The sequence below is a fragment of the Flavobacterium olei genome, assembly GCF_039749035.1.
In the GTDB taxonomy this organism is placed as follows: domain Bacteria; phylum Bacteroidota; class Bacteroidia; order Flavobacteriales; family Flavobacteriaceae; genus Flavobacterium; species Flavobacterium olei.
Window position 1 is genome coordinate 798,988 of record NZ_JBDKWC010000001.1, and the last position, 22,197, is coordinate 821,184.

Below are 22,197 nucleotides of genomic sequence, written 5' to 3' on the forward strand. Positions count from 1 at the left end.
TACTTGCGGAGATCCTTCCTTCGTCAGGATGACAAATTGGACTTTTAGAATATAAAGTTATTAAATTAATACTGCAAAAATTCTAAATTAGGATTCATAATTTTAATCAAGGCTAATTTCTTATCTCTCCAACCTTTTAATTCTTTTTCTCTTGCAATTGCATCGTGAATCCAAGTAAATTTTTCATAATAGAGCAAAAATTCAACATTGTATTTGGATGCAAAAGTTTGGGTATCCAACAAAATATTGTCACCATGTTGCTGCAATCTTTTTTTTAGATTACCTGTAACACCAATATAAAAAACAGATTTAGCCTTATTTGTCAAAATATAAATGAAATAGGTATGAAAACATTCTTGTAAAAACATAGATTTATCAATAAAAAATTTTAATCAAAATTACAGAAAATTCCGTCAATATTTTCTCGGAAAAACTTTGTATTTTTAATATCTAATCTTCATCGATATGAAATTACATCACTTGCGAAATGCCACTTTGGTTATTGAAACAGAAAAGCATGTCATTTTAGTTGACCCAATGTTGGGGAAGAGAAAAACGCTTCCTCCTTTTACCATTTTTAGATACAAGCCGAAAAGAAATCCGTTGGTGGCGTTACCCAAAAATAGCCGCGAAATATTAAGCCGTGTAACACATTGTTTTATTACGCACTTACATGCGGACCATATTGACAAAGCCGGCGAAGTTTTTTTACGCCGCAAAAGCATTCCGGTAATCTGCAGTGCAAAAGACGAAAAAGTTCTGGTGCAGAGAGGTCTCAGCGTGATACAAACTTTAGAATACTGGGAACCGCAATTTTTTCTTGACGGAAAAATAACGGGAATTCCGGCGATTCATGGCTATGGTTTTATTGCCAAATTAATGGGAAATGTAATGGGATTTATAATTGAACTTGAAAATGAGAAATCTATTTACATAAGTTCTGACACGGTTTTTACAGAACATGTCGAAAAAGTTTTAACGCAGCTTCGACCTGATATTGCAATTGTAGCCTGCGGAACTGCTAGATTAGACATCGGACAGCCTTTGTTAATGCGAATGGACGATATATTAAAATTTGCAACACTTGCTCCCGGAAAAATTATTGCCAATCATCTGGAAGCTTTAAATCATTGTCCGACCACAAGACAGGAATTAAGGAAAGTCCTTTCGGATCATGGTCTTTTAGAAAAAACAATTATTCCAAATGATGGAGAATGTTTAGAGTTTGATTAAAGGACTAACAATCCAAACTCCCGTAAGGTATTTATTGGTTTAGAATACCAGAACAGTTCAAAATCTTCTAATGAAGTTTCGAAATCATTTTTCACTTCCAGAAAAGTATAATTTTTAGCGTTTGAAACCGTTATTTTGGACAAGATAGAAATCAGCCACTCGCCTTCGTCCTTACTGGTTTGAATAGCAAAACTTTCTTTTTTATCATGAAAAGTTAAAGACATCATTTCCCAGCTTCTGCCTTTTTTCGATTTTATAAAAAGTTCCGCTGAAGGTTTTCCGCCAAGCCAAACCACTTTTGCATTCGGTTTTGTATTAAAATCATTTTGTTCTTCCAATGCATTGAAAATAAAATCGGGATCAATTTTGGTTCTCGGAATTTTAAAATCGAACCAGTCCTGAAGTTCATAATCAAAACATATCCCGTGCATAAAATTGAAGAGCGATTTTTTTAATCCGAAACTAAATTTATCGTGGTTAATTCCTGTAGAATCACTGTATTCAATATCATTATTAGCAAAAGTTCCAATAGTTTCTGTTTTTTTGGTCACGCCAAATTGTTCCGGATACAAACCTACAGGACTATGCGCCGTTAACGCAAACTGATGCCAAAAACCAGACTGTAAAACCCCTGCCTCAAACAACTGACGGACCATTTCTAAACTATCAATCGTTTCCTGAATGGTTTGTGTCGGATATCCGTACATTAAATACGCGTGAACCATAATTCCGGCTTCGGTAAAATTTCGAGTTACTTTTGCCACTTGTTCGACAGTAACGCCTTTGTCGATCAATTTCAGTAATCGATCAGACGCTACTTCTAAACCTCCGGAAACGGCAATACATCCGGAAGCTTTTAGCAATAAACATAAATCTTTAGAAAAGCTTTTTTCAAAACGAATATTCGTCCACCAGGTCACTGCCAGTTTTCGTTTTAGAATCTCGAGCGCCAAAGCGCGCATTAAGGCAGGCGGCGCAGCTTCATCTACAAAGTGGAATCCGTTTTGTCCAGTTTTTGCTATTAATTCTTCAATTCGGTCGCAAAGCAGGCTTGCCGCTACCGGTTCGTACACTTTTATATAATCTAAAGAGATATCACAAAAAGTACATTTTCCCCAGTAACAACCGTGCGCCATTGTCAGCTTGTTCCAACGACCATCGCTCCACATTCGGTGCATAGGATTTACAATTTCGATAACCGAAATATATTTATCCAAAGGAAGGTCCAAGTAATCCGGTGTTCCTACATAAGCTTGTTTGTAATCGTGTTTTAGAGAATTGTTCTTGTAAACTACTTTTTCATTTTCTAAAAGAAAAGTTCTTTTATAAGAATTATAATCTGGGTTTTCAAGATTAAAAATTAACTCTTCAATAGGAACTTCGCCATCGTCTAAAGTGATGAAATCGAAAAACTCGAAAACACGTTTATCAGAAAGTGAACGTAATTCGGTATTTGGAAAACCGCCGCCCATGGAGATTTTTATTTCAGGATGGTTTTGCTTAACCCATTGCGCACATCTGAAAGCGCTGTATAAATTTCCCGGAAACGGAACCGAAATTAAAAACAAAGTAGGATTTACAATTTCAATTTTATCTTTTAAAAGCGAAATTAAAATCGAATCGATATAGGTTGGTTCTTTTTGTAAAGCGTCATACAATTCATCAAAAGAATTTGCGCTTCTGCCCAGACGTTCGGCGTATCGGCTGAAGCCAAAATTCTCATCGACACATTCTACAATAAAATCTGAGATATCTTCCAGATACAAAGTCGCCAAATGTTTGGCTTTATCCTGAGTTCCCATAGTGCCGAAAGCCCAATCGAGTTCTTCCAATTGTGCAAAACGCGAAGCTTCCGGAAGAAAATCTTCCTGACAAATCTGCAAAGCCAAAGTTGGATTTTTTCCCTGGAGAAACTGAATTACAGAATCAATAGTTTTGATGTACTCGTCTTGTAAAGCAAAAATACGTTTCGAATTGTCTGAGATTTCAGAATGAACTTGAAACTTAGAGCTTGAAACTTCAAACAAATCAATAAGTCCTTGCTTCGAAAACAATTCCAAAATTACATCAATACCCAAATCGGCCTGAACCGATTCGATATTTTTAGTATTCAGAAAACCTTTTATATACGCCGTTGCCGGATACGGCGTATTCAGTTGAGTAAATGGTGGCGTAATTACAAAAAGTTTCGTTTTCAAAAGGGAATTATTTTTTTGCAAAAATACGGGTTATTTGGAAACTTTTGGAGAAAAGATTTTATTCATCTGATTTCTAATTTTTAATTCAGTTTTGTGGATATTTAATTACATTTGGAACAATTAAAATGTCTTGCATGAAGAAAAAATTACTTTTTACATTTATTTTGTTCTCTATTTTATTCCAAAATGCAACTATGGCGCAAGATTTACGTTGGGTTAGACAAATTGGAAACCAACAGACTGATGAGGCAGAGGCCTTAGCTGTTGACGATAATGGCAACTCCTATTCTATCGGAGTGGCACAATCTTATACATACGATCTGGATCCGACGCCAAATGGCACTCAGATTATCAATAATTTATCTACTCCTTTTTCCCCTTTCAGAGATATTTATTTAATAAAACTTGACCGAAATGGTAATTACGTTTGGGGAAAGACTTTTGGAGATTTAAAATCTGGCCAATATGCTTATGATATTAAAATTGGGAGCGATGGCAATATCTATCTTTTTTTACAAACTTCTCAATTTGTCAACAATGAAATAAGTTATTACTATACAATTGTAAAACTTTCTGCAAATGGAAATGAGTTATCTCGAAGCAGAATAAAAAACAATGGCTCATTTTTCATTTATAATTTTGATGTCGATAATCAAAATAATTTTATCATCAGTGGCTGGTTTGTAAACCCAAAAACTATTGAAATTAATAATACGCCTGTTAAATTTGAATCGCAAAATAATATTGGTCAATATATATTAAAACTAGATAACTCAGGAAATTTTATTTGGAAAAAGATATTTGATGATCCGGGTTCAAGCGATATCAAAATTAAGACAAAAGGCGATGGGAATATTATCGCTATATTAAATAATTACAACCAAGGCAATTATACTTCCACTGTTTTTAATATAAACACTAACAATGCAAATGTCATTTGGGAGAAAAAACTTTTACAGCAATCTGAAAATACTTTTCACATAGATAAAAAAGGAAATATTATTATAGCCGGAACCAATAATGTTTACCAAGGCACTATAGATGTCGACCCTTCACCGAATGTCGTAAATATATCATCTCAAAAATTTATCTTATGGCTAGATAGTAATGGTAATTATTTGGATGTAAAAGAATATTTTGTCGCTCAGTTTTCTGCAGACTTTCAAATATGGAAAATTGAAAGTGATTTTCAAAACAATATATATGTTGCTGGAGATTTTGCAGGAAAAGTAGATGCCGATCCTTCTGCAAATTCTTTTTTCTTAGAAAATCCAAATGGCTCAATTCAATATGGATCTGGTTATGTACTAAAATTTGATTCTAATCGAAATTTTGAAAAAGCTTACATGTTTATTTCTAATTATCGTTCGTTGGTAAAAGATATTCAAATTAAAAATAAAAGCATCTATGTTTTAGGCGATTTTAATTGGAATTGTGATTTTGATCCCGGACCTGCCACTCACTCATTAAGTTCTTTGAATGGAGGAATAGTTACTACTTCTGATGGTTTTGTTCTCAGACTTAGCCCTTGTGACCCATCAAAACCTGAAGGAGATGAAAATCAGCTTTTCTGCGCAAGTCAAAATGCTACTATTTCCAATCTAACGCCTAATTTTAGTGAAATTCAATGGTATGATAGTTTAACAAATGGAAATATTCTATCTGCCAATACTAATCTAGAAGATGGAAAAACTTATTATGCTTCTCAAATATCAAATAATTGCGAAACCGAAAGATTAGCCGTAAAAGTAACTATAACTAATGTTCCAGCGCCACCAACAGAGACAGCGTCTCCTTCATTTTGCAAAAAACAAAATGCTACTTTGGGCGAAATTCAGGTAACTGGTCAAAATCTAAAATGGTATGACACTTATATGTCTGCTAGCGTTTTACCAAGCAAAACTCTCTTAGAGGACAACAAAGTATATTATGTATCGCAGACCATCGCATGCGAAAGTGATAGAACGCCAATTCTAGTACATGTGTATGACACACCTATGCCAGTTGGAAATAATGATGTGCAATTTTGCAGTAACGAAATTGCCAGACTAGCAAATCTGGATATAAGTGGTACATCTCTTAAATGGTATGATACTTCGTCAAATGGAAATACTTTACCAGAAACGACTTTGTTACAAAATAATACTTACTATGTTACACAAACTCTGAACAACTGCGAAAGTGAGAGATTTGCTGTTAAAGTAAAAATAGATGAAATTCAAGTTCCGATAGCAGAATCTCCGCAGCAATTCTGTACTCAGAAAAATGCAAAAATTAATGATATTGAAATTAATGGACAAAATATCAAGTGGTACGAAAGTATTTCTGCAACAAACACTTTACCAGAATCTACTTTGCTTGAAAATGGAATCACGTATTATGCTTCTCAGACAGTAAGTACTTGCGAAAGTGACAGAATTCCAGTTATAATAAATATTTTAGAAGCAACTTCTAAAGATTGCATTAATTTGGTAAATGAACTTCCGTATCCAAAATTCTTTACTCCAAATGGAGATAGTTATAATGATATCTGGACAATTGATTTTGCTTATTTAAAAGCGAACACCGGAATTAAAATATATAACCGTTACGGGAAATTTATCAAAGAATTGGGACCAAATACTTCGTGGGACGGTACTTATCTTGGTCGGTTAGAACCTGCCTCAGATTACTGGTTTACGGTTACAAGATTAAACGGTACAGAATTCAGAGGACATTTTACTTTAAAAAGATAGAAGAGTAAATCCCTTAATCTTAAAAATGAAAGTTCCCAAAAATAAATTTCTTTGGGAACTTTTTGTTGAGAATAAATATTTTAAAACTTATGCTCTTTTCGACTTATAACCAATAAAGAAAATAAAGAAATACAAGCGGCAAAAGTCAGATAGAAACCTACGTAAGTTAACCCGTAAGTACTTGCGAGCCAAATCGCTATCATGGGAGCAAAAGCAGCGCCCAGAATTCCTGCCAGATTAAAAGTCAATGAAGCGCCCGAATAACGAACCGTGGTCGGAAACAATTCTGATAAATATGTTCCTAAAGGTCCGTATGTAAATCCCATTAAAGTCATTCCCAGGCAAACAAAGAAAGTCACCATAAATGTACTTCCTGAGTTTAAGAAATATGAAAAGAAAAATCCGAACAAGGCAATTGCAATTGTGGTAACAATCAATATTTTACGTCTTCCTATTTTATCGGCAACTATTGCAGAAAGCGGAATAAATGCCGCAAAAAACAAGACCGAAAACATTTGAATTAATAAGAAATCACGTTTTGCAAAACCTAAATCTGAAGTCGCCCAGCTTAATGTAAAAACCGTCATTAAATAAAAAACCAAAAATGTGGTTATAGCAGCAAGCGTTCCAAAAATTAATTGATTTTTATATGATTTGATTAAAGTCAGAAATGGCACTTTTACTTCTTCGTGCTCATTTTTTGAATTTTCGAAAGAAGGGGTTTCGGTAATCTTAGTCCTGATATAGAAACCTACGATAACCAAAAGTGAACTGGCAATAAAGGGAATCCTCCAGCCATAATTCATAAAATCTTCGTTACTCATTGTATCGGTCAGCAAAAGGAAAGTTCCGCCGGAAAGTAATAATCCAATAGGAGCTCCCAACTGCGGAAACATTCCATACCAGGCACGCTTGTGCGGAGGTGCATTTTCGATCGCCAACAAAACAGCACCGCCCCATTCGCCTCCCAAGCCCACGCCTTGTCCAAAACGGCACAACATTAGCAACAGCGGAGCCGCGACACCAATACTGGCGTAACCAGGAAGAAAACCAATAGTAACCGTAGAAATCCCCATAGTTAATAAAGCAGCGACAAGGGTAAATTTACGCCCGATTTTATCTCCGTAATGTCCAAAAAAAGCCGAACCTAAAGGCCGCGATAAAAATGCGATTGAAAAAGTGGCCAATGATTCTAAGGTAGCCATTGTAGGATCTGCACCTGGAAAAAACAATTGCGGAAATACCAAAACTGCTGCATTTGCATAAATATAAAAATCAAAAAATTCAATTGTAGTACCAATAAGGCTTCCAAAAAGAACATGATTTAAAGAGTTCTTCTTATTCTCGTAAGTTTTCATGTAAAATAGATATAACTTTTTTTTTGATTACAAAAATATAGTTTCATTATTAATAATTCACCTTTAAGAGAATTAGTTTTAAAGACACATTCTATTTTAACAAATTTTGTATTTATTCCATTTTAAAAAGAGACACATAATACTAATTTAAGAACTTGATTTTCGGAAGTTTAAAATAAAAAACAAAAATCAAATCATAAGCAATCGTTAAAAGCATTTTTAACTGTATATTTTCATTAAATTTACAGCTGTCAAAAATAAATTTAAAATTATGCCTACCGACTGTATCAGCTTTCAATCTTCTGGTTATTTTTCTAAACTAATGCAGGATTATTTAGACCAGAAACCAGAATTAAAATCGCTGTACAATAACTTTCCTACTCTGGAAAGTTTCGAAAAACAAATTACTGAAAAAGCGGCTAATTTTGATTCTAACAACCGAATCGCATTGGTTGAAACTTTACAGAAGCAATATGAGAAAATCGACATTTCAGATTCAACTAAGCAAAATATTTCGCTTTTAGCACTGCAAAATACCTTTACTATTACGACGGGACATCAGTTAAATCTCTTTAGCGGACCATTATATTTTTTATATAAAATTATTTCTGTCATTAATTTAACAAAAGAATTAAAGTCGAAATATCCTTCTTATAATTTCGTCCCTGTATATTGGATGGCGACGGAAGACCACGATTTTGAAGAAATAAATTACTTCAATTTTAAAGGAAAAAAAATTCGCTGGAATGCTGAAAGCAATGGTCCCGTAGGAAGATTATCAACAACCGGATTAGAAGATTTGTTTGAAGTTTATTCTAAAGAATTAGGTTCGAGTACCAATGCCGCAGAACTTAAAAAACTATTTGAAAACGCGTATTTAGAGCATGAAAACCTGGCAGATGCCACTCGTTTTTTAGCCAATGCTCTTTTTGCAAATTACGGTTTAGTGATTTTAGATGCTGATGATGCCAATTTAAAACGCGCTTTTATTCCCTATGTGAAAGAAGAATTAGAAAATCAGACTTCCTTTAAAGAAGTTCAGAAATCTATCGAATCGCTTGCGGATTACAGCGTTCAGGTAAATCCCCGCGAGATAAATTTATTTTACATTGAAGATCAGCTTCGCGAAAGAATCATTTTCGAAGACGATAAATATTGGATCAACAATACTAAGATGTATTTTTCTAAAGAAGAAATCTTTAAAGTACTGGAAAGTAATCCTGAAAAATTCAGTCCCAACGTTATTATGCGTCCGTTGTATCAGGAAATTATTTTACCCAATCTGTGTTACATTGGCGGAGGCGGGGAAATCGCTTATTGGCTGGAATTGAAAGCATTTTTTGATGCCGTAAACATTACATTCCCGATTTTGTTAGTTCGAAATTCTGTGCTTTTAGCAACTGAGAAACAGGCTAAAAAAGCAGATAATTTAAATTTAACCTGGAAAGATTTATTCAGTAAATCCGAGAGTTTGATGAGTCATATCACGCATAAACTTTCTCCATTTCCGATAGATTTAACGCCACAGAGAGAGGCACTGGAAAGACAATTTGAGTATCTTTTTGAACTCGCAGAAAAAACAGACAAATCTTTCTCCGGAGCTGTGAAAGCTCAGGAAGTAAAACAAAAAAAGGGATTGGAAAAGCTGGAAAAACGTTTATTAAAAGCACAAAAAAGGAAATTGCACGATCAATTGCAGCGGGTGGCCGATTTACAGTGCGAACTGTTTCCGAATCACGGGCTTCAGGAACGTCAAACTAATTTTTCTGAATTTTATTTAGAAAAAGGAGAACAGTTAATTCCAATTCTAATTCAAAAATTAAAACCCTTAGAACATAATTTTGACATCATAATAATCTAAAATAATTATCTTTAGAATTCAAAAGTGATAATTTAGAAACAAATAACCAGCTCATTTTCTATCTTATTGCTCTCTCAAACCAAATAGAATTATATTTTATAACCTATTAACTAACTAACCAAAATGGTAAGAGAACGCCTAATTTCGCTAGATGTCTTTCGCGGACTGACTATTCTATTGATGACTATTGTAAACAATCCCGGTGATTGGGGAAATGTTTATCCACCACTTTTACACGCGCACTGGAACGGTTGTACGCCGACAGATTTAGTCTTTCCCTTTTTTATTTTTATAATGGGTGTGGCAGTTCCACTGGCAATGCCGGAGAAAAAGTATGATGAAACGACATTCAACAAAATCCTGATTCGTTCGTTAAGAATGTTTTGTCTGGGGATTTTCTTCAATTTCTTTGGAAACATTCAACTATTTGGTTTAGATGGAATCCCGCTTCTTATTGCAAGACTGACGATAACAATTGCTGTTGGATATGCCCTGATGGGAAGTTTTAGCAACCGGTTAAAAAATATTTTAGCTTTTACTATATTATTTCTTTATCTGATTTTAGCATACGGAGGTTTTGAAGATTATCAGGATGTGAGACTTCCAGGCGTTTTACAACGTATTGCCATTGTATATTTTGTTGTTTCACTTTTATATTTGAAAGCATCCCGAAGAACCCAAATCATAACAGGGATTGTTTTACTTCTGGGTTATTGGGCCATTATGACTTTAGTTCCAGTACCTGGATTTGGTGAAGCCAATCTGGAAAGAGGAACTAATCTTGCCACGTGGCTTGATAGTGTAGTACTAAAAGGTCACATGTATTACGAAACCAAAACCTGGGATCCGGAAGGAATTTTAAGTACGCTTCCATCCATTGTCAACGGAATTATTGGTCTTTTAATCGGACAGATTTTGCAATTAAATGTGACCAAAATACAAAAAGCCCAACGAATGGGAATGATCGGTACGGTACTTATTTTTCTTGGTTTAATCTGGGATCTGGTTTTTCCAATCAACAAATCAATCTGGACAAGCAGTTATGTTTTATATACCACAGGTTTGGCAACGGTTTGTCTCACAGCATTATATTACGTTATTGATATTGCTGGTTACAAGAAAGGTTTTAAACTATTCGTAATCTGGGGTGTAAACCCAATGATTGTTTTCTTTGCTTCGCAGATTATTCCTCAGGCATTGGTAATGATTCGTTTTGGCAATCCATCGAATCCGCAGGAGCAGACTAATCTTTTAGATTATTTATATCGCTTTGGCATTGCACCTTTATTCAGTAATCCTATGACGGCTTCTCTTGCAGGAGCAGTTACTTACGTTGCTATCTGGACATTCATATTATGGATATTCTACAGAAACAAATTAATATTCAAAGTTTAAAAACCAGAATATCAATTAAGAGACATGCAGAATTCCGCAATTTTTTAGCAATTGACCTTAATCTTTCGAAAAACCGAATTTAATGCAGTTTAAATGTATTTTTATTAAAATCAATTGACAAAAAAAGTATACTTTTGCACAAAATTTAATAAAAAATAGAAATGGCAACAAATAGAACTTTTACAATGATTAAGCCAGATGCTGTTGCAAACGGACACATCGGGAATATCTTAGCAATGATTACGAATGGTGGCTTTAAAATCGTTTCATTAAAATTAACTCAATTAACTGTAGCAGATGCTAAAGCATTCTACGCAGTTCACGCAGAAAGACCTTTCTACGGAGAATTAGTTGAATTCATGTCTCGTGGACCAATCGTTGCTGCTATTTTAGAAAAAGACAACGCAGTAGAAGATTTCAGAACTTTAATCGGTGCTACAAACCCGGCAGAAGCTGCTGAAGGAACTATTCGTAAAGCATACGCAACTTCAATCGGAGAAAATGCGGTTCACGGATCTGACAGCGACGAGAACGCTGCTATCGAAAGTGCATTCCACTTTGCAGGAAGAGAGCAATTCTAATCCAGACTTTTTAGATCGAAAGATTTATAGACTACTTAGATTATAAAATAAAAACCCGCTTCAATATTGAAGCGGGTTTTTATTTTATAACAAATTGTTGACTAAAGATCACTAGAAGTCTTTTTTACCATTTTCTCAATTCTTCCATCAAGATCTTTTAGAAGCTCATCTAATGCGCTTTCGCACATTGGTAAGACCTTATCAAAAGATAAAACAGGAATTCCACCTACAATTGTTCCTGTTTTTTTAGAATTAGCTCCTTCATTAAACGCAAATACTTTTTTTCCTTTTTTATCATACAAAGCAATTCTTGCGTAAGCTCTCATCTTGATAGTTCCGGTACCACCAACAGCAAATCCTTTTACCACAGCAAAATGAATTTCTGTAAATAAAACACCGTCAGCATTCTCTTTAAACATAGTAGCCGTCGCAACTTCATTTGCAGAACCATTTATTCCTTCATAAATATATTTGTATCCAGGGTAGTTAATAATATACTTTCCAGCCTCTCCTTCTTTATCAAAATGAGGAACGTAAGCAATATATTCTTGTTTTTGAGTTACTTCATTTTCAGGAATTAGATCAAAAGGGAATTTTTTCGAATAATCATTGAAAAATGCAGCATGATATTTCTCTAAAATAGGACTAAGGTTGAAGTTCGGGTTATTACCAAGATCTGTAACTGCAGCTACTGCATTTAAACCTAGTTCAGATAAATCAATTGTTTTGTCCGTATAAAATGCTACAACAGCAACTTTTTTCTTTTGTGCAGAGCTGGTTAAAGCAAATAATACAGTTAAAATAAGTAAAATTTTTTTCATTGTTTTTTGTTTGTTTTTTTGAGTTATTAAAAGGATGTTACTTACAAAAGCAGCGCCCAAATGTATCGCAAAAAAAAACACTTCACAATAGAAGTGTTAATTATTTTTAAAATTAATCTTATAAAAAAACGTAATAAATCAGCGTAAAATCACATCTTTTACAACCTCGCGACCCAATTCTTCATTGATCATTTTAACAATTTTATATTTTCCATGGGTCAATTCCTCACGCAGGACAGAAGAACCTAATTCAACATAAAGAGTACTCCCTTTTAGAACAACATTTCGGGTATAAGTATTCACGCCACTTCCCATAAGTTGTTTCCAGGCATCCCGCACGTCAATTTGATCCATACCTGGCTGCAATTTGTTAACCTGAATAATCTGTTGTAAAACAGCGCCAATTGTACTTTCGTTATTTATTCTTTTCGCCATCATTCAATAGGTTTACTGGTCCTGTTTTTTTATAATGATATTCTATTTTTTGTGGATTTTTAACCACCAGCTTATCATCAGAAAGCAAAATAATCTCTTCGCTCCATTTTGTGTAATCTGTTTTATAATCCAGAAAAGCCTTGTCTTGGGCAAAACGTACGGTAACATTTTCAAAAGTATTAGTCGTTAAAAATGTTCCATCAAACTGCGGCATTACTTTGGTACGGAAACCTTTGTTATTTTTAATTTGAAAGAAATCAAACGTTTCATTCATTTTATAATCTTTCTGCTCGCCTTTATCAAACACTACTTTTTCAATTTCCCAGTAACCGTTTAGTTTAGAAACATCTGCAGGTTTAATATCCTGTTTACAGCTTATAAATAAAACAGACAACAAAACTATAAAACCATTTCTCATACTATTTTTCATTCAGATTAAAAGTTAGGAGCTCATTCCTGCTGTCCGCTGTATCTTTTGTCCCGTTCTTCAACGTAACAAAAGGATGCCGCTTCCATCAGGGCTAGGGCATTTGGTTTCAAAAGAAATTTTACCCGGACTACAAAGATAGTCTTATAATCACCAAAAGAAAAAACATGTACTAACTATTTAAGGAAAAATAATTAATAAAAAGTGTCTTATAATGACAGTTTAATAACTTTTAATGACTTTAAAAAAGTTAAAAAGAAATGAACTTTATCTCCAATTTTTCAAACCTAAAAAACATTACCAGAACTAAGTTGACAATGAAAAACACCATAGTATTATTTTTTATTCTTTTATTTTTAAGCTGCAGTAAAACAAAGCAGAGCGCTATCGTTTCAGAAGAAACACTTAAAAACACAAAAAACAATAACCCTGTCCAAATTAAAAAAGATAGTTTACCAAAAAGAGAAAAAGCTCCTGTCACGATTATATCCGCAACATTGATTAAAAATCAATACTCCGACCATAAAGACATTAAAATAGTTTTTAAAAACTCAGGAACAAAAACCATTAAAGCAATTAAATTTGAATGGTTTTGCCTCAATTCATTTGACGAACCTGCAGGTGGCAGATTTTTTTACGGAGAAGGAAGATTTACGACAAACTCTGTTCATATTATTAAACCAGGCCAGATACAATCTGAATTTTTAGAAGATTTCTCTACAGATGCAAATCAAATTGTCACAACTAGAGCTTATTATATTGTATATACAGATGGTTCAAAGTGGAAACTGCATGATGAAAATACTATTTATTAAAATAGACCCAAATACAATACTCTTCATAACAAAAGAGCTTTTAAATCGAAATCAATTCAATTTAAAAGCTCGTGATTTTTTTATTTGTTTTTGTTTGTTTATCGATTTGTTCTTATTCTTTTAAGAATACCTAAAAAGAACAAAATTATTCCCAATACAAGCAAAATATAATAGACAGAAAGATTATTATCTTTCAAAACATTGGCTAAAACAAAACAAATTACACTTGCAAAATAAAAAGCAACTGCCGATATGTTTTTTAAAGATTCAAAACTCATACTAATTATTTAAAGAAACTGTCAACGAATTCATATTTATTAAAGACTTGTAAATCTTCAATCCCTTCGCCCACGCCTATATATTTTACCGGAATCTGAAACTGATCTGAAATACCAATTACAACGCCACCTTTTGCGGTTCCATCTAATTTAGTAACAGCAAGAGAAGTTACTTCTGTTGCAGCCGTAAATTGTTTTGCCTGCTCAAAAGCATTTTGACCTGTCGATCCGTCTAAAACCAAAAGCACATCATGAGGAGCATCTTCTACAACTTTCTGCATGACACGTTTTACCTTTGTCAGCTCATTCATTAAATTAATTTTATTATGAAGTCGACCCGCAGTATCAATAATAACCACATCAGCATTTTGAGCCACAGCAGATTGCAAGGTATCAAATGCTACAGAGGCAGGATCACTTCCCATATTTTGTCTTACAATAGGAACATCTACGCGATCTGCCCAAACCTGCAACTGATCTATGGCTGCAGCACGAAAAGTATCTGCCGCACCTAGAACTACTTTATGTCCCGCTTTCTTAAATTGATAAGCCAACTTACCAATCGTTGTTGTTTTTCCAACTCCATTTACGCCAACAACCATTAAAACATACGGTTTTTTATCTTTCGGAATTTCAAACTCCGTTGCTTCACCGGTATTGGTTTCAGATAATAAAGAACCGATCTCATCACGAAGAATCTGATTTAACTCTTCTGTCCCTAAATACTTATCTTCAGCAACACGTTTTTCTATTCTTTCAATAATTTTCAAAGTCGTATTTACACCAACGTCAGAAGCTACCAGAACTTCTTCCAGATTATCCAAAACATCGTCATCGACTTTAGATTTTCCGGCTACGGCTTTACTTAACTTTGAAAAAAAAGTAGTTTTTGATTTTTCAAGACCTTTGTCTAAAGTCTCTTTTTTATCGGTAGAGAATAATTTTTTAAAAAAACTCATTTTTTATAGATTGTTAGTTTTTTTTGAATTTTAAAATTTCTGTGCTTTTAAAATCCCAGTGCTTAAAAAAGCCAATTGTTTGTTTCTAGTCCCGGTAGGAGCTATATTCTTTACTTGCCTTCTTTAGACAGGTAAAAATATAGCAGATAGCAGGAACAAATGTTTAAAAAAAGCCAATTGTTGGGCTGTTTTTTAAACTTTAGACAAATATAGGTAATAAAAAAGCTACTTCCGAATGAAAGTAGCTTTTCTATATACTGTGATTGTAATTATTTCTTTTTCAAGAACTCATCAACTTCTTCAGGAGCCATAATAGATTCTACGAATGTATATGCGCCAGTTTTAGGAGATTTCACCATTTTGATGGCTTTTGATAATCTCTTAGAAGATGTTTGTAACGATGCTACGGTTTTCTTTGCCATGATTCAAATGTTATTTGAAGCTTTATAAAACTCAATGGCGACACCATTTGAGATTTACAAAATCTCTAATTATTACTTAATTTCTTTGTGAACAGTTACACGTTTCAAGATTGGATTAAATTTTTTAATCTCTAATCTATCCGGAGTATTTTTTTTGTTCTTAGTTGTAATATATCTAGAAGTTCCTGCAACACCTGTAGTTTTGTGCTCAGTACATTCTAAAATTACCTGGATTCTATTACCTTTCTTTGCCATCTTGCTATATATTTATTTAGGAAAAGATTATTTGATAAATCCTTCTGACTGTGCTTTTTTCAAAACAGCAGTGATTCCATTTTTATTAATTGTTTTTATCGTAGATGCTGCTACTCTAAGAGTAATCCATCTATCTTCTTCTGGAAGATAAAAACGCTTTTTAACTAAGTTTACAGAAAACTTTCTCTTAGTTTTGTTCATAGCGTGAGAAACGTTATTTCCTACCATCGCTCTTTTACCTGTAAGGTCACAAACTCTTGACATTATACTTATCTTTTATCGTTATTCAAAATCAGGGTGCAAAGAAAAGAAAAATAAACCATTGTAGCAAAAAATTATTGCACAATTTTTAAAATTTCTTTTTGCAGTATTTCCAAACTCTTAACTGTTGCCCTATCTATCACTTTTTCACGAGGTTGTCCGAAGTTAAATTCTTCTGTAATTACTCCGTTTGGCGTTGCCAAAGCGATAAAAACAGCTCCTATTTCTGCATCAGAATCTCCTTTGGAAGGCCCTGCATTGCCCGTCGTTGCTATCGCGTAGTCTGTTTGCAATAACTTTTTAACATTCAGCGCCATGGCTGATGCAACTTCTGCACTAACCACAGAATGTGCAGAAATTATTTCTCTGGAAACCTCCAGCACATTTATTTTTGTTTCGGTTGCATACGAAACTACACTCCCTTTAAAATAAGCAGACGCCCCGGGAACGGCAGATAAAAGAGAAGCTATTCTGCCTCCGGTAAAACTTTCGGCAGTTGCAATGGTTTTATTTTGTTTGGTCAGCAATTTACCCACTACGGTTTCCAATGTTTCGTTTTCATCATAACCTACTATAATATCATGAATTATAGCATCTAATGACGTTACATTTTCTTCTATTGCCGCTTCCAGAAGTTCCTTATTAGTTCCTCTCGCGGTTAATCTTAAGCGTACTCTGCCCGGATTTGGCAGATAAGCGAGTTTTATAAATTCAGGTAGATTATTCTCCCACTCTTCAATACGTTCTGCAACTAAACTTTCGCCCTGTCCATAAGTCAGAATCGTTTTATGCAATATAAAAGGGCGTTCGTATTCGCGGACAATTTTTGGAATAATTTCTTCTTCAACAAGATATTTCATTTCGTAAGGCACCCCGGGAAGTGAAATAAAAACGGTATTTTCCTTTTTCATCCACATACCGGGCGCGGTGCCCACTTTATTCGGCAAAACCGTACAGGTTGACGGCACCAAAGCCTGATCTTTATTTAATTGCGAAATTGGCCTTTTATAAAAACCTTCAATCAATTCTGTAACATGCGCCAATACACCCTGATTGACAACGAGTTCATCATCAAAATATTCGCAAAATGTTTTTTTGGTAATATCATCTTTCGTCGGACCTAGTCCGCCGGTTATGATTACGACGTCTACCCTGTTTTGAAATTGTGCAAAAGTGTCTAAAATATGCTGTTTATTGTCGCTAATAGACAACATTTCGACAACCTCAACTCCGATTCTGTCAAGCGATTTAGCAATAAATCCAGAATTGGTATCAATAATTTGTCCAATTAAAATTTCATCTCCAATAGTAATAATAGCTGCTTTCATATTAGTGAAATGTTTTTTTCTTACTTGCGTAAGCCCATAATTTACGAATAGGTTATTCAATTATTTAAACTTTGTATTGGAGGGAGGTTTTTACGATTTTCTAAATTCAAACCGTTTTACAAAATTTAAAATAAGGATAAGTTAGTTTTATTCCTGCTTGAATTAAACAGGAATAAAACCAAATTTCTTCTAAAGATCGAAGTCTTTCTTTATCTCTTTAATCGCGTCTTTAACTTGTATTTTTATGCTTTTAAAAGTTTCGACAATATCTTTTTTCTTGCCTTCGGCTTTTGTCCAGGCTTCAACCTGCAAAATTTCTTCAAACGCGACATTAAGTCCCATTAAATCTAACGTGGGCTTTATTTTGTGTGCGTACGAATAGGCATATTTATGATCCTTTTTCTTGATTCCTTCTTTGATTTGTTTTAAATCTTCGGGAACTTCTGTTACAAATAAAGTTAAAATTTGATTTACAAATTCAGGATCGTTATCAGAAAGTGCATATACTTTCGAAAGGTTGTATTTTAAAGCCATTATTTTACTTGTATTCTGAATAATTTTTTATCTTCTAAAAAGCCTTCTAAAACATCATTTGGTTTTACAGCCGCCACACCTGCCGGAGTTCCTGTAAAAATTATATCTCCAATTTTTAAGGTAAAAAACTGGGATACATGAGAAATCAGTTCGTCGATATTCCAGAGCATCATACCGGAATTTCCTTTTTGAACTGTTTCTGAATTGGTCTTTAATTCAAAATTAAGGTTTTCCATAGAAACAAAATCTGTTTTTGGTAAAAAATCACCAATAACTGCCGAGCCGTCAAAGGCTTTGGCTTTTTCCCATGGAAGGCCTTTTTCTTTTAGTTTACTTTGTAAATCACGCGCCGTAAAATCGATTCCCACACTAATTTCGTCATAATATTTATGAGCAAATTTTGGTTCAATATATTTTCCGACTTTATTAATCTTTACGATTATTTCAATCTCGTGATGAACATCATCTGAAAACTCCGGAATTACAAACGGATGCTGTTTCAGCAAAACTGCCGAATCCGGTTTCATAAAAACAACAGGTTCAGCCGGACGTTCGTTTTTAAGTTCTTCTATATGATTGGCATAATTCCTGCCGACACAAATAATTTTCATTTTCTCTAAGCTTCTAAGATACTAAGTCGCTAAGCTTCTAAGGCAAAAAACTCAGCACCTTAGAAGCTTAAAAACTCAGAACCTTATTTCGTATTTAATTTTCTTAATTTAATTGCTGTCAGAACTTTTTTGGTATATAAAGGAAAATCAGCGTTTTGAATCCAACTGAAATATCCGGGTTCCGTTTCCAGAACTTTATTCACTTTTGCCCCTTTATGTTTTCCAAATGTAAAAATTTCTTCGTCATCTTTATCAAAAGCAATCATTCCGGCAAAATCAGCGATTTTTTTTCGGGTTGTAAACTCAGACAAAGATTTCATATCATTTTCCAGTTCCGGATAACGGTCTAATTGCGCTTTCAGAATTTCATAGGTCGCCATTGTATCTGCTTCTGCAGAATGGGCATTTTCAAGACTTTTTCCACAGTAAAATTTCAAAGCCGCACTTAATGTACGTTCTTCCATTTTATGAAAAATAGTCTGCACATCTACTGAAACCTTATTTTTCATATCAAAATCAACTCCTGCACGCAGCAATTCTTCTGCCAAAAGCGGAATATCAAAACGATCTGAGTTAAATCCGCCCAAATCACTGTCTTTTATCATATTATGAATCTGATGAGCCAGTTCTGCAAAAGTAGGTTCGTTGGCTACTTTTTCGTCTGTTATACCATGAACGGCCGTAGTTTGCGGCGGAATTGGAATTGTTGGATTGACCAACCATGTTTTACTTTCTTTATTTCCGTTTGGAAAAACTTTGAAGATTGAAATTTCTACGATTCTGTCTTTACCGATATCAATTCCCGTTGTTTCGAGATCAAAAAAGCAAATTGGCTTGTTAAGTTTTAATTCCATTTCTAATTTTTATAAGTTTACAAATGTAATTTTTAAAGCGGAATATCCTCCTTTATTCTGAGTTTTTTTGTCTAAAAATGCTTTCAATTAACGATTTTAACTTTTATAAAAAAGTCTTCGCTCTTTTTGCGTATTCTCACTTAATTGTTTTCTTACAAAGAAAAAATCCGACAAGTAGAGCACTTATCGGATTTGATTTTATTTTTTTATAACTGATTTTAGAAATCTCTGTCAACGTCAAAAGCTTCCAGATATTCTGCTACTCGTTTTACAAAACTTCCTCCTAAAGCTCCATCTACCACCCTGTGATCGTAAGAATGAGAAAGGAACATTTTCTGACGGATTCCGATAAAATCTCCTTCCGGAGTTTCTATAACTGCAGGAACTTTACGAATTGCTCCAAGAGCCAGAATACCCACTTGCGGCTGATTGATAATCGGGGTTCCGAAAACGCTGCCAAAAGTACCCACGTTTGTTACTGTGTAAGTTCCTCCCTGTGTATCGTCTGGCTTTAGTTTTCCGGCCTTAGCGCGATTTCCTAAATCGTTTACCGCTTTTGCCATTCCAACCAAATTCAACTGATCTGCATTTTTAATTACAGGAACAATTAAATTTCCGTTTGGCAAAGCCGCCGCCATTCCTAAATTGATATTTTTCTTTTTAATAATATAATCACCGTCGACAGAAATATTCATTCCAGGGAAATCTTTCAGTGCTTTTGCAACTGCTTCCATCATAATGGGCGTAAAAGTTAGTTTTTCGCCTTCTCTTTTTTCGAAAGCAGTTTTAACTTTATCTCTCCATTTTACAATATTCGTTACATCAACTTCTATAAAAGATTGTACGTGAGCAGAAGTCTGAACCGAAGCAGTCATGTAACCTGAAATCAGTTTACGCATTCTGTCCATTTCTATAATCTCATCGCCTCCGTTTACAGAAACCGGAACCGCCTGCTGACTTTTCTGAACCACTGGCTCAGCTGTTTTTGGAGCTTCAGTCACAACTTTTGCAGTTTCCTGAACCGGTTGTGGCGTTTGCACAACTCCAGATTTACGATCTTCTATATATTTTAAGATATCTTCTTTTGTTACTCGTCCATCTTTTCCTGAACCAGACAATTTCTCTAATTCATCTAAAGAAATACCTTCTTCTTTTGCAATATTTTTTACTAAAGGAGAAAAGAATTTATCTGATGCTGAGAAATCCTGAGAAGCAGAAACGGTATCTTTTACTTCTTCGATAGATTTTTCAATTGCTGCAGCTTCTGCAGGAACAGTAGCTTCCTCTGCTTTATTTACTTCAGCAGCCGGCGAATCGCCCCCTTCTGTTTCAATAATTGCTATAGTCTGCCCTACTTGTACCAAATCATCTTTTCCAAACAATTGCTCCACTAAAATTCCCGATACTTCGCTAGGCACCTCACTGTCAACTTTATCTGTTGCAATTTCAAGTACCGCTTCATCAGCCTCAATTTTGTCTCCAACTTCTTTCAACCAATTTGTAATAGTTGCTTCAGCGACACTTTCTCCCATTTTAGGAAGCTTTAATTCAAATCTTGCCATATTGTTATTCTAAAGGATGATTTTGATTTTCTGATTGCGAAATTACTGAAATTTTTAAACATAAATTATACTTAATATAATTTTTAGTTAATTTTTCTGATTTCCCCTCTGCTGTTTCTGGAATTGCTTCCAATAATAAAACCTGTTCTTTTGGGGAAAATCTTAAAAGTAATGTTCTTATCTTTAAGAGTTTCTATGATTTTGATACATTTTTTGAATGAAACATATTGATTATCCAAAATGATCTCGGTATTTTTACCCTTTAAAATCAGCCACGAATTTACCATTTTTTCTTTTTTGAAATCTAAAAAACTAACTTTATTTTCCAAAATCGAAGCCAGTTTTTCAGATAAATTCGCATTTTCAGAGTATAAAATATAGCTTTCCGGTAATGGATATTCTTTAGATTTTCCCTGAAACATTTTTGCCAGAGAGAAAAACCAAATTCCGATTTGGATGAAAAAACTAAAAAACAGCGATTTCTTAAAATGCTTTTTATAAAAGAAATTCATTGCCTCCTGAAAACGCAACATGTATTTTTCGTTTTTTATGGTACTTTCTCCTTTGTAATGCAAAACCGTTGTCCCGTGAAAATAATAGTTGTTTTTGCCTTTCTGCAACGCGCGGTAAGACAGATCGATATCATCTGCGTACATAAAACAATTTTCATCAAAACCTTTTAGATCATCAAACAATTTACTTTCTAAAAACATAAACGCGCCTACGAGAATGTCCACTTTTCCTGTTGCATTTTCATTTAAATGCTGTGCATAATACTGATTGAAAAGTTTGCTTTGCGGAAAAATTTTATATAATCCGAAAATTTTGGTAAATGCAGTCCACGGTGTTGGAATTCCGCGTTTACTTTCGGGAAGAAACTGGCCGGTGCCGTCAATTAATTTACAACCGATAATTCCGGGATTGTTTTGCCTTTCGGCGAAAGCCAGAATTTTGGTAAAAGTATCTTCTGCAACAACGGTATCCGGATTTAAAATACAAACATATTTTCCTCCCGCCTCACGAAAACCAATATTATTTCCTTTTGGGAAACCGAAATTTTCTGCGTTTTGGATAAGTTTTACGTCGGGAAATTTTTCCTTCATCATCAAAACACTATCGTCTGATGAATGATTATCGACCACAATAATTTCAGCCTCGATTTCTGTTATGGCTTCCTGAACACTTAAAACGCATTGTTCCAGAAAATAACGGACATTATAATTAAGGATAATTATCGATAACTGCATGAAAATTGAATCTGTAGATTTTGGCCG

Annotated in this window: 22 protein-coding genes; 6 read left to right on the top strand and 16 right to left on the bottom strand. The window is 34.2% G+C overall.

The genetic code is table 11. The features are described 5' to 3' along the window. Positions 1-65: 65 nt before the first annotated feature. Entirely contained in the window at positions 66-368 is a 303-nt protein-coding gene (locus ABEB31_RS03410; protein ID WP_347049937.1) for a GIY-YIG nuclease family protein, read from the bottom strand. A 97-nt stretch (positions 369-465) separates the two neighbouring features. On the opposite strand from ABEB31_RS03410, the gene ABEB31_RS03415 reads away from it, so the two are divergent. Continuing rightward, the gene (locus ABEB31_RS03415) at positions 466-1,233 is read left to right on the top strand and encodes an MBL fold metallo-hydrolase (RefSeq protein WP_347049938.1); all 768 of its coding nucleotides are present in this window, start codon (positions 466-468) and stop codon (positions 1,231-1,233) included. On the opposite strand, the gene ABEB31_RS03420 is transcribed toward ABEB31_RS03415, so the two are convergent. After that, positions 1,230-3,431 (bottom strand): B12-binding domain-containing radical SAM protein, encoded by a 2,202-nt coding sequence (locus tag ABEB31_RS03420; RefSeq protein WP_347049939.1) that lies wholly within the window; start codon positions 3,429-3,431, stop codon positions 1,230-1,232. The genes ABEB31_RS03415 and ABEB31_RS03420 overlap by 4 nt on opposite strands. 134 nt (positions 3,432-3,565) lie before the next feature. Here ABEB31_RS03420 and ABEB31_RS03425 point away from each other — a divergent pair, with 134 nt between their 5' ends. After that, positions 3,566-6,166, top strand: a complete 2,601-nt coding sequence (locus ABEB31_RS03425) for a T9SS type B sorting domain-containing protein (RefSeq protein ID WP_347049940.1) — start codon at positions 3,566-3,568, stop codon at positions 6,164-6,166. Positions 6,167-6,246: 80 nt separating this feature from the next. Here ABEB31_RS03425 and ABEB31_RS03430 read toward each other — a convergent pair whose 3' ends face one another. Further along, positions 6,247-7,524 (bottom strand): MFS transporter, encoded by a 1,278-nt coding sequence (locus ABEB31_RS03430; protein ID WP_347049941.1) that lies wholly within the window; start codon positions 7,522-7,524, stop codon positions 6,247-6,249. A gap of 271 nt (positions 7,525-7,795) precedes the next feature. Between ABEB31_RS03430 and bshC the strand changes: the two genes are divergently transcribed. From bshC to ABEB31_RS03445, 3 genes are all read left to right on the top strand, one after another. Then, the gene (bshC, locus tag ABEB31_RS03435; protein ID WP_347049942.1) at positions 7,796-9,385 is read left to right on the top strand and encodes a bacillithiol biosynthesis cysteine-adding enzyme BshC; all 1,590 of its coding nucleotides are present in this window, start codon (positions 7,796-7,798) and stop codon (positions 9,383-9,385) included. Between the two features lie 123 nt (positions 9,386-9,508). After that, on the top strand, positions 9,509-10,780 hold the full coding sequence (locus tag ABEB31_RS03440) for an acyltransferase family protein (RefSeq protein WP_347049943.1): 1,272 nt from the start codon (positions 9,509-9,511) through the stop codon (positions 10,778-10,780). Between the two features lie 161 nt (positions 10,781-10,941). Beyond that, complete coding sequence (locus ABEB31_RS03445) at positions 10,942-11,361, top strand: nucleoside-diphosphate kinase (protein WP_012026941.1); 420 nt, start codon at positions 10,942-10,944, stop codon at positions 11,359-11,361. Between the two features lie 101 nt (positions 11,362-11,462). On the opposite strand, the gene ABEB31_RS03450 is transcribed toward ABEB31_RS03445, so the two are convergent. The 3 genes from ABEB31_RS03450 to ABEB31_RS03460 form a co-directional block, all read right to left on the bottom strand. Beyond that, positions 11,463-12,182: a hypothetical protein gene (locus tag ABEB31_RS03450; protein WP_347049944.1), complete on the bottom strand. Its 720-nt coding sequence runs from the start codon at positions 12,180-12,182 to the stop codon at positions 11,463-11,465. A gap of 138 nt (positions 12,183-12,320) precedes the next feature. Beyond that, positions 12,321-12,617, bottom strand: a complete 297-nt coding sequence (locus tag ABEB31_RS03455) for a DciA family protein (RefSeq protein WP_347049945.1) — start codon at positions 12,615-12,617, stop codon at positions 12,321-12,323. Beyond that, entirely contained in the window at positions 12,598-13,035 is a 438-nt protein-coding gene (locus ABEB31_RS03460) for a lipocalin family protein (RefSeq protein WP_347050038.1), read from the bottom strand. The genes ABEB31_RS03455 and ABEB31_RS03460 overlap by 20 nt, the downstream gene beginning before the upstream one ends. A gap of 326 nt (positions 13,036-13,361) precedes the next feature. Between ABEB31_RS03460 and ABEB31_RS03465 the strand changes: the two genes are divergently transcribed. Continuing rightward, entirely contained in the window at positions 13,362-13,859 is a 498-nt protein-coding gene (locus tag ABEB31_RS03465) for a hypothetical protein (RefSeq protein WP_347049946.1), read from the top strand. 283 nt (positions 13,860-14,142) lie between these two features. Here ABEB31_RS03465 and ftsY read toward each other — a convergent pair whose 3' ends face one another. From ftsY to ABEB31_RS03515, 10 genes are all read right to left on the bottom strand, one after another. After that, on the bottom strand, positions 14,143-15,096 hold the full coding sequence (gene ftsY, locus ABEB31_RS03470) for a signal recognition particle-docking protein FtsY (RefSeq protein WP_347049947.1): 954 nt from the start codon (positions 15,094-15,096) through the stop codon (positions 14,143-14,145). A 269-nt stretch (positions 15,097-15,365) separates the two neighbouring features. Continuing rightward, a complete protein-coding gene (locus ABEB31_RS03475; RefSeq protein WP_008468081.1) occupies positions 15,366-15,518 on the bottom strand; it encodes a DUF4295 domain-containing protein in 153 nt (50 codons plus the stop codon). Between the two features lie 72 nt (positions 15,519-15,590). After that, on the bottom strand, positions 15,591-15,773 hold the full coding sequence (gene rpmG / locus ABEB31_RS03480) for a 50S ribosomal protein L33 (protein ID WP_007805817.1): 183 nt from the start codon (positions 15,771-15,773) through the stop codon (positions 15,591-15,593). A 27-nt stretch (positions 15,774-15,800) separates the two neighbouring features. Beyond that, complete coding sequence (rpmB, locus tag ABEB31_RS03485; protein ID WP_008468080.1) at positions 15,801-16,037, bottom strand: 50S ribosomal protein L28; 237 nt, start codon at positions 16,035-16,037, stop codon at positions 15,801-15,803. 71 nt (positions 16,038-16,108) lie between these two features. After that, positions 16,109-17,362 (bottom strand): competence/damage-inducible protein A, encoded by a 1,254-nt coding sequence (locus ABEB31_RS03490; protein WP_347049948.1) that lies wholly within the window; start codon positions 17,360-17,362, stop codon positions 16,109-16,111. Between the two features lie 189 nt (positions 17,363-17,551). Continuing rightward, positions 17,552-17,896 (bottom strand): Hpt domain-containing protein, encoded by a 345-nt coding sequence (locus ABEB31_RS03495; protein ID WP_347049949.1) that lies wholly within the window; start codon positions 17,894-17,896, stop codon positions 17,552-17,554. After that, positions 17,896-18,507 (bottom strand): fumarylacetoacetate hydrolase family protein, encoded by a 612-nt coding sequence (locus ABEB31_RS03500; RefSeq protein ID WP_347049950.1) that lies wholly within the window; start codon positions 18,505-18,507, stop codon positions 17,896-17,898. Before ABEB31_RS03500 ends, ABEB31_RS03495 begins: the two co-directional genes overlap by 1 nt. A gap of 83 nt (positions 18,508-18,590) precedes the next feature. Continuing rightward, positions 18,591-19,361: an exonuclease domain-containing protein gene (locus tag ABEB31_RS03505; RefSeq protein ID WP_347049951.1), complete on the bottom strand. Its 771-nt coding sequence runs from the start codon at positions 19,359-19,361 to the stop codon at positions 18,591-18,593. A gap of 218 nt (positions 19,362-19,579) precedes the next feature. Next, a complete protein-coding gene (locus tag ABEB31_RS03510) occupies positions 19,580-20,923 on the bottom strand; it encodes a dihydrolipoamide acetyltransferase family protein (RefSeq protein ID WP_347049952.1) in 1,344 nt (447 codons plus the stop codon). Positions 20,924-21,006: 83 nt separating this feature from the next. After that, positions 21,007-22,170, bottom strand: a complete 1,164-nt coding sequence (locus ABEB31_RS03515) for a glycosyltransferase family 2 protein (RefSeq protein ID WP_347049953.1) — start codon at positions 22,168-22,170, stop codon at positions 21,007-21,009. Positions 22,171-22,197: the final 27 nt, after the last annotated feature.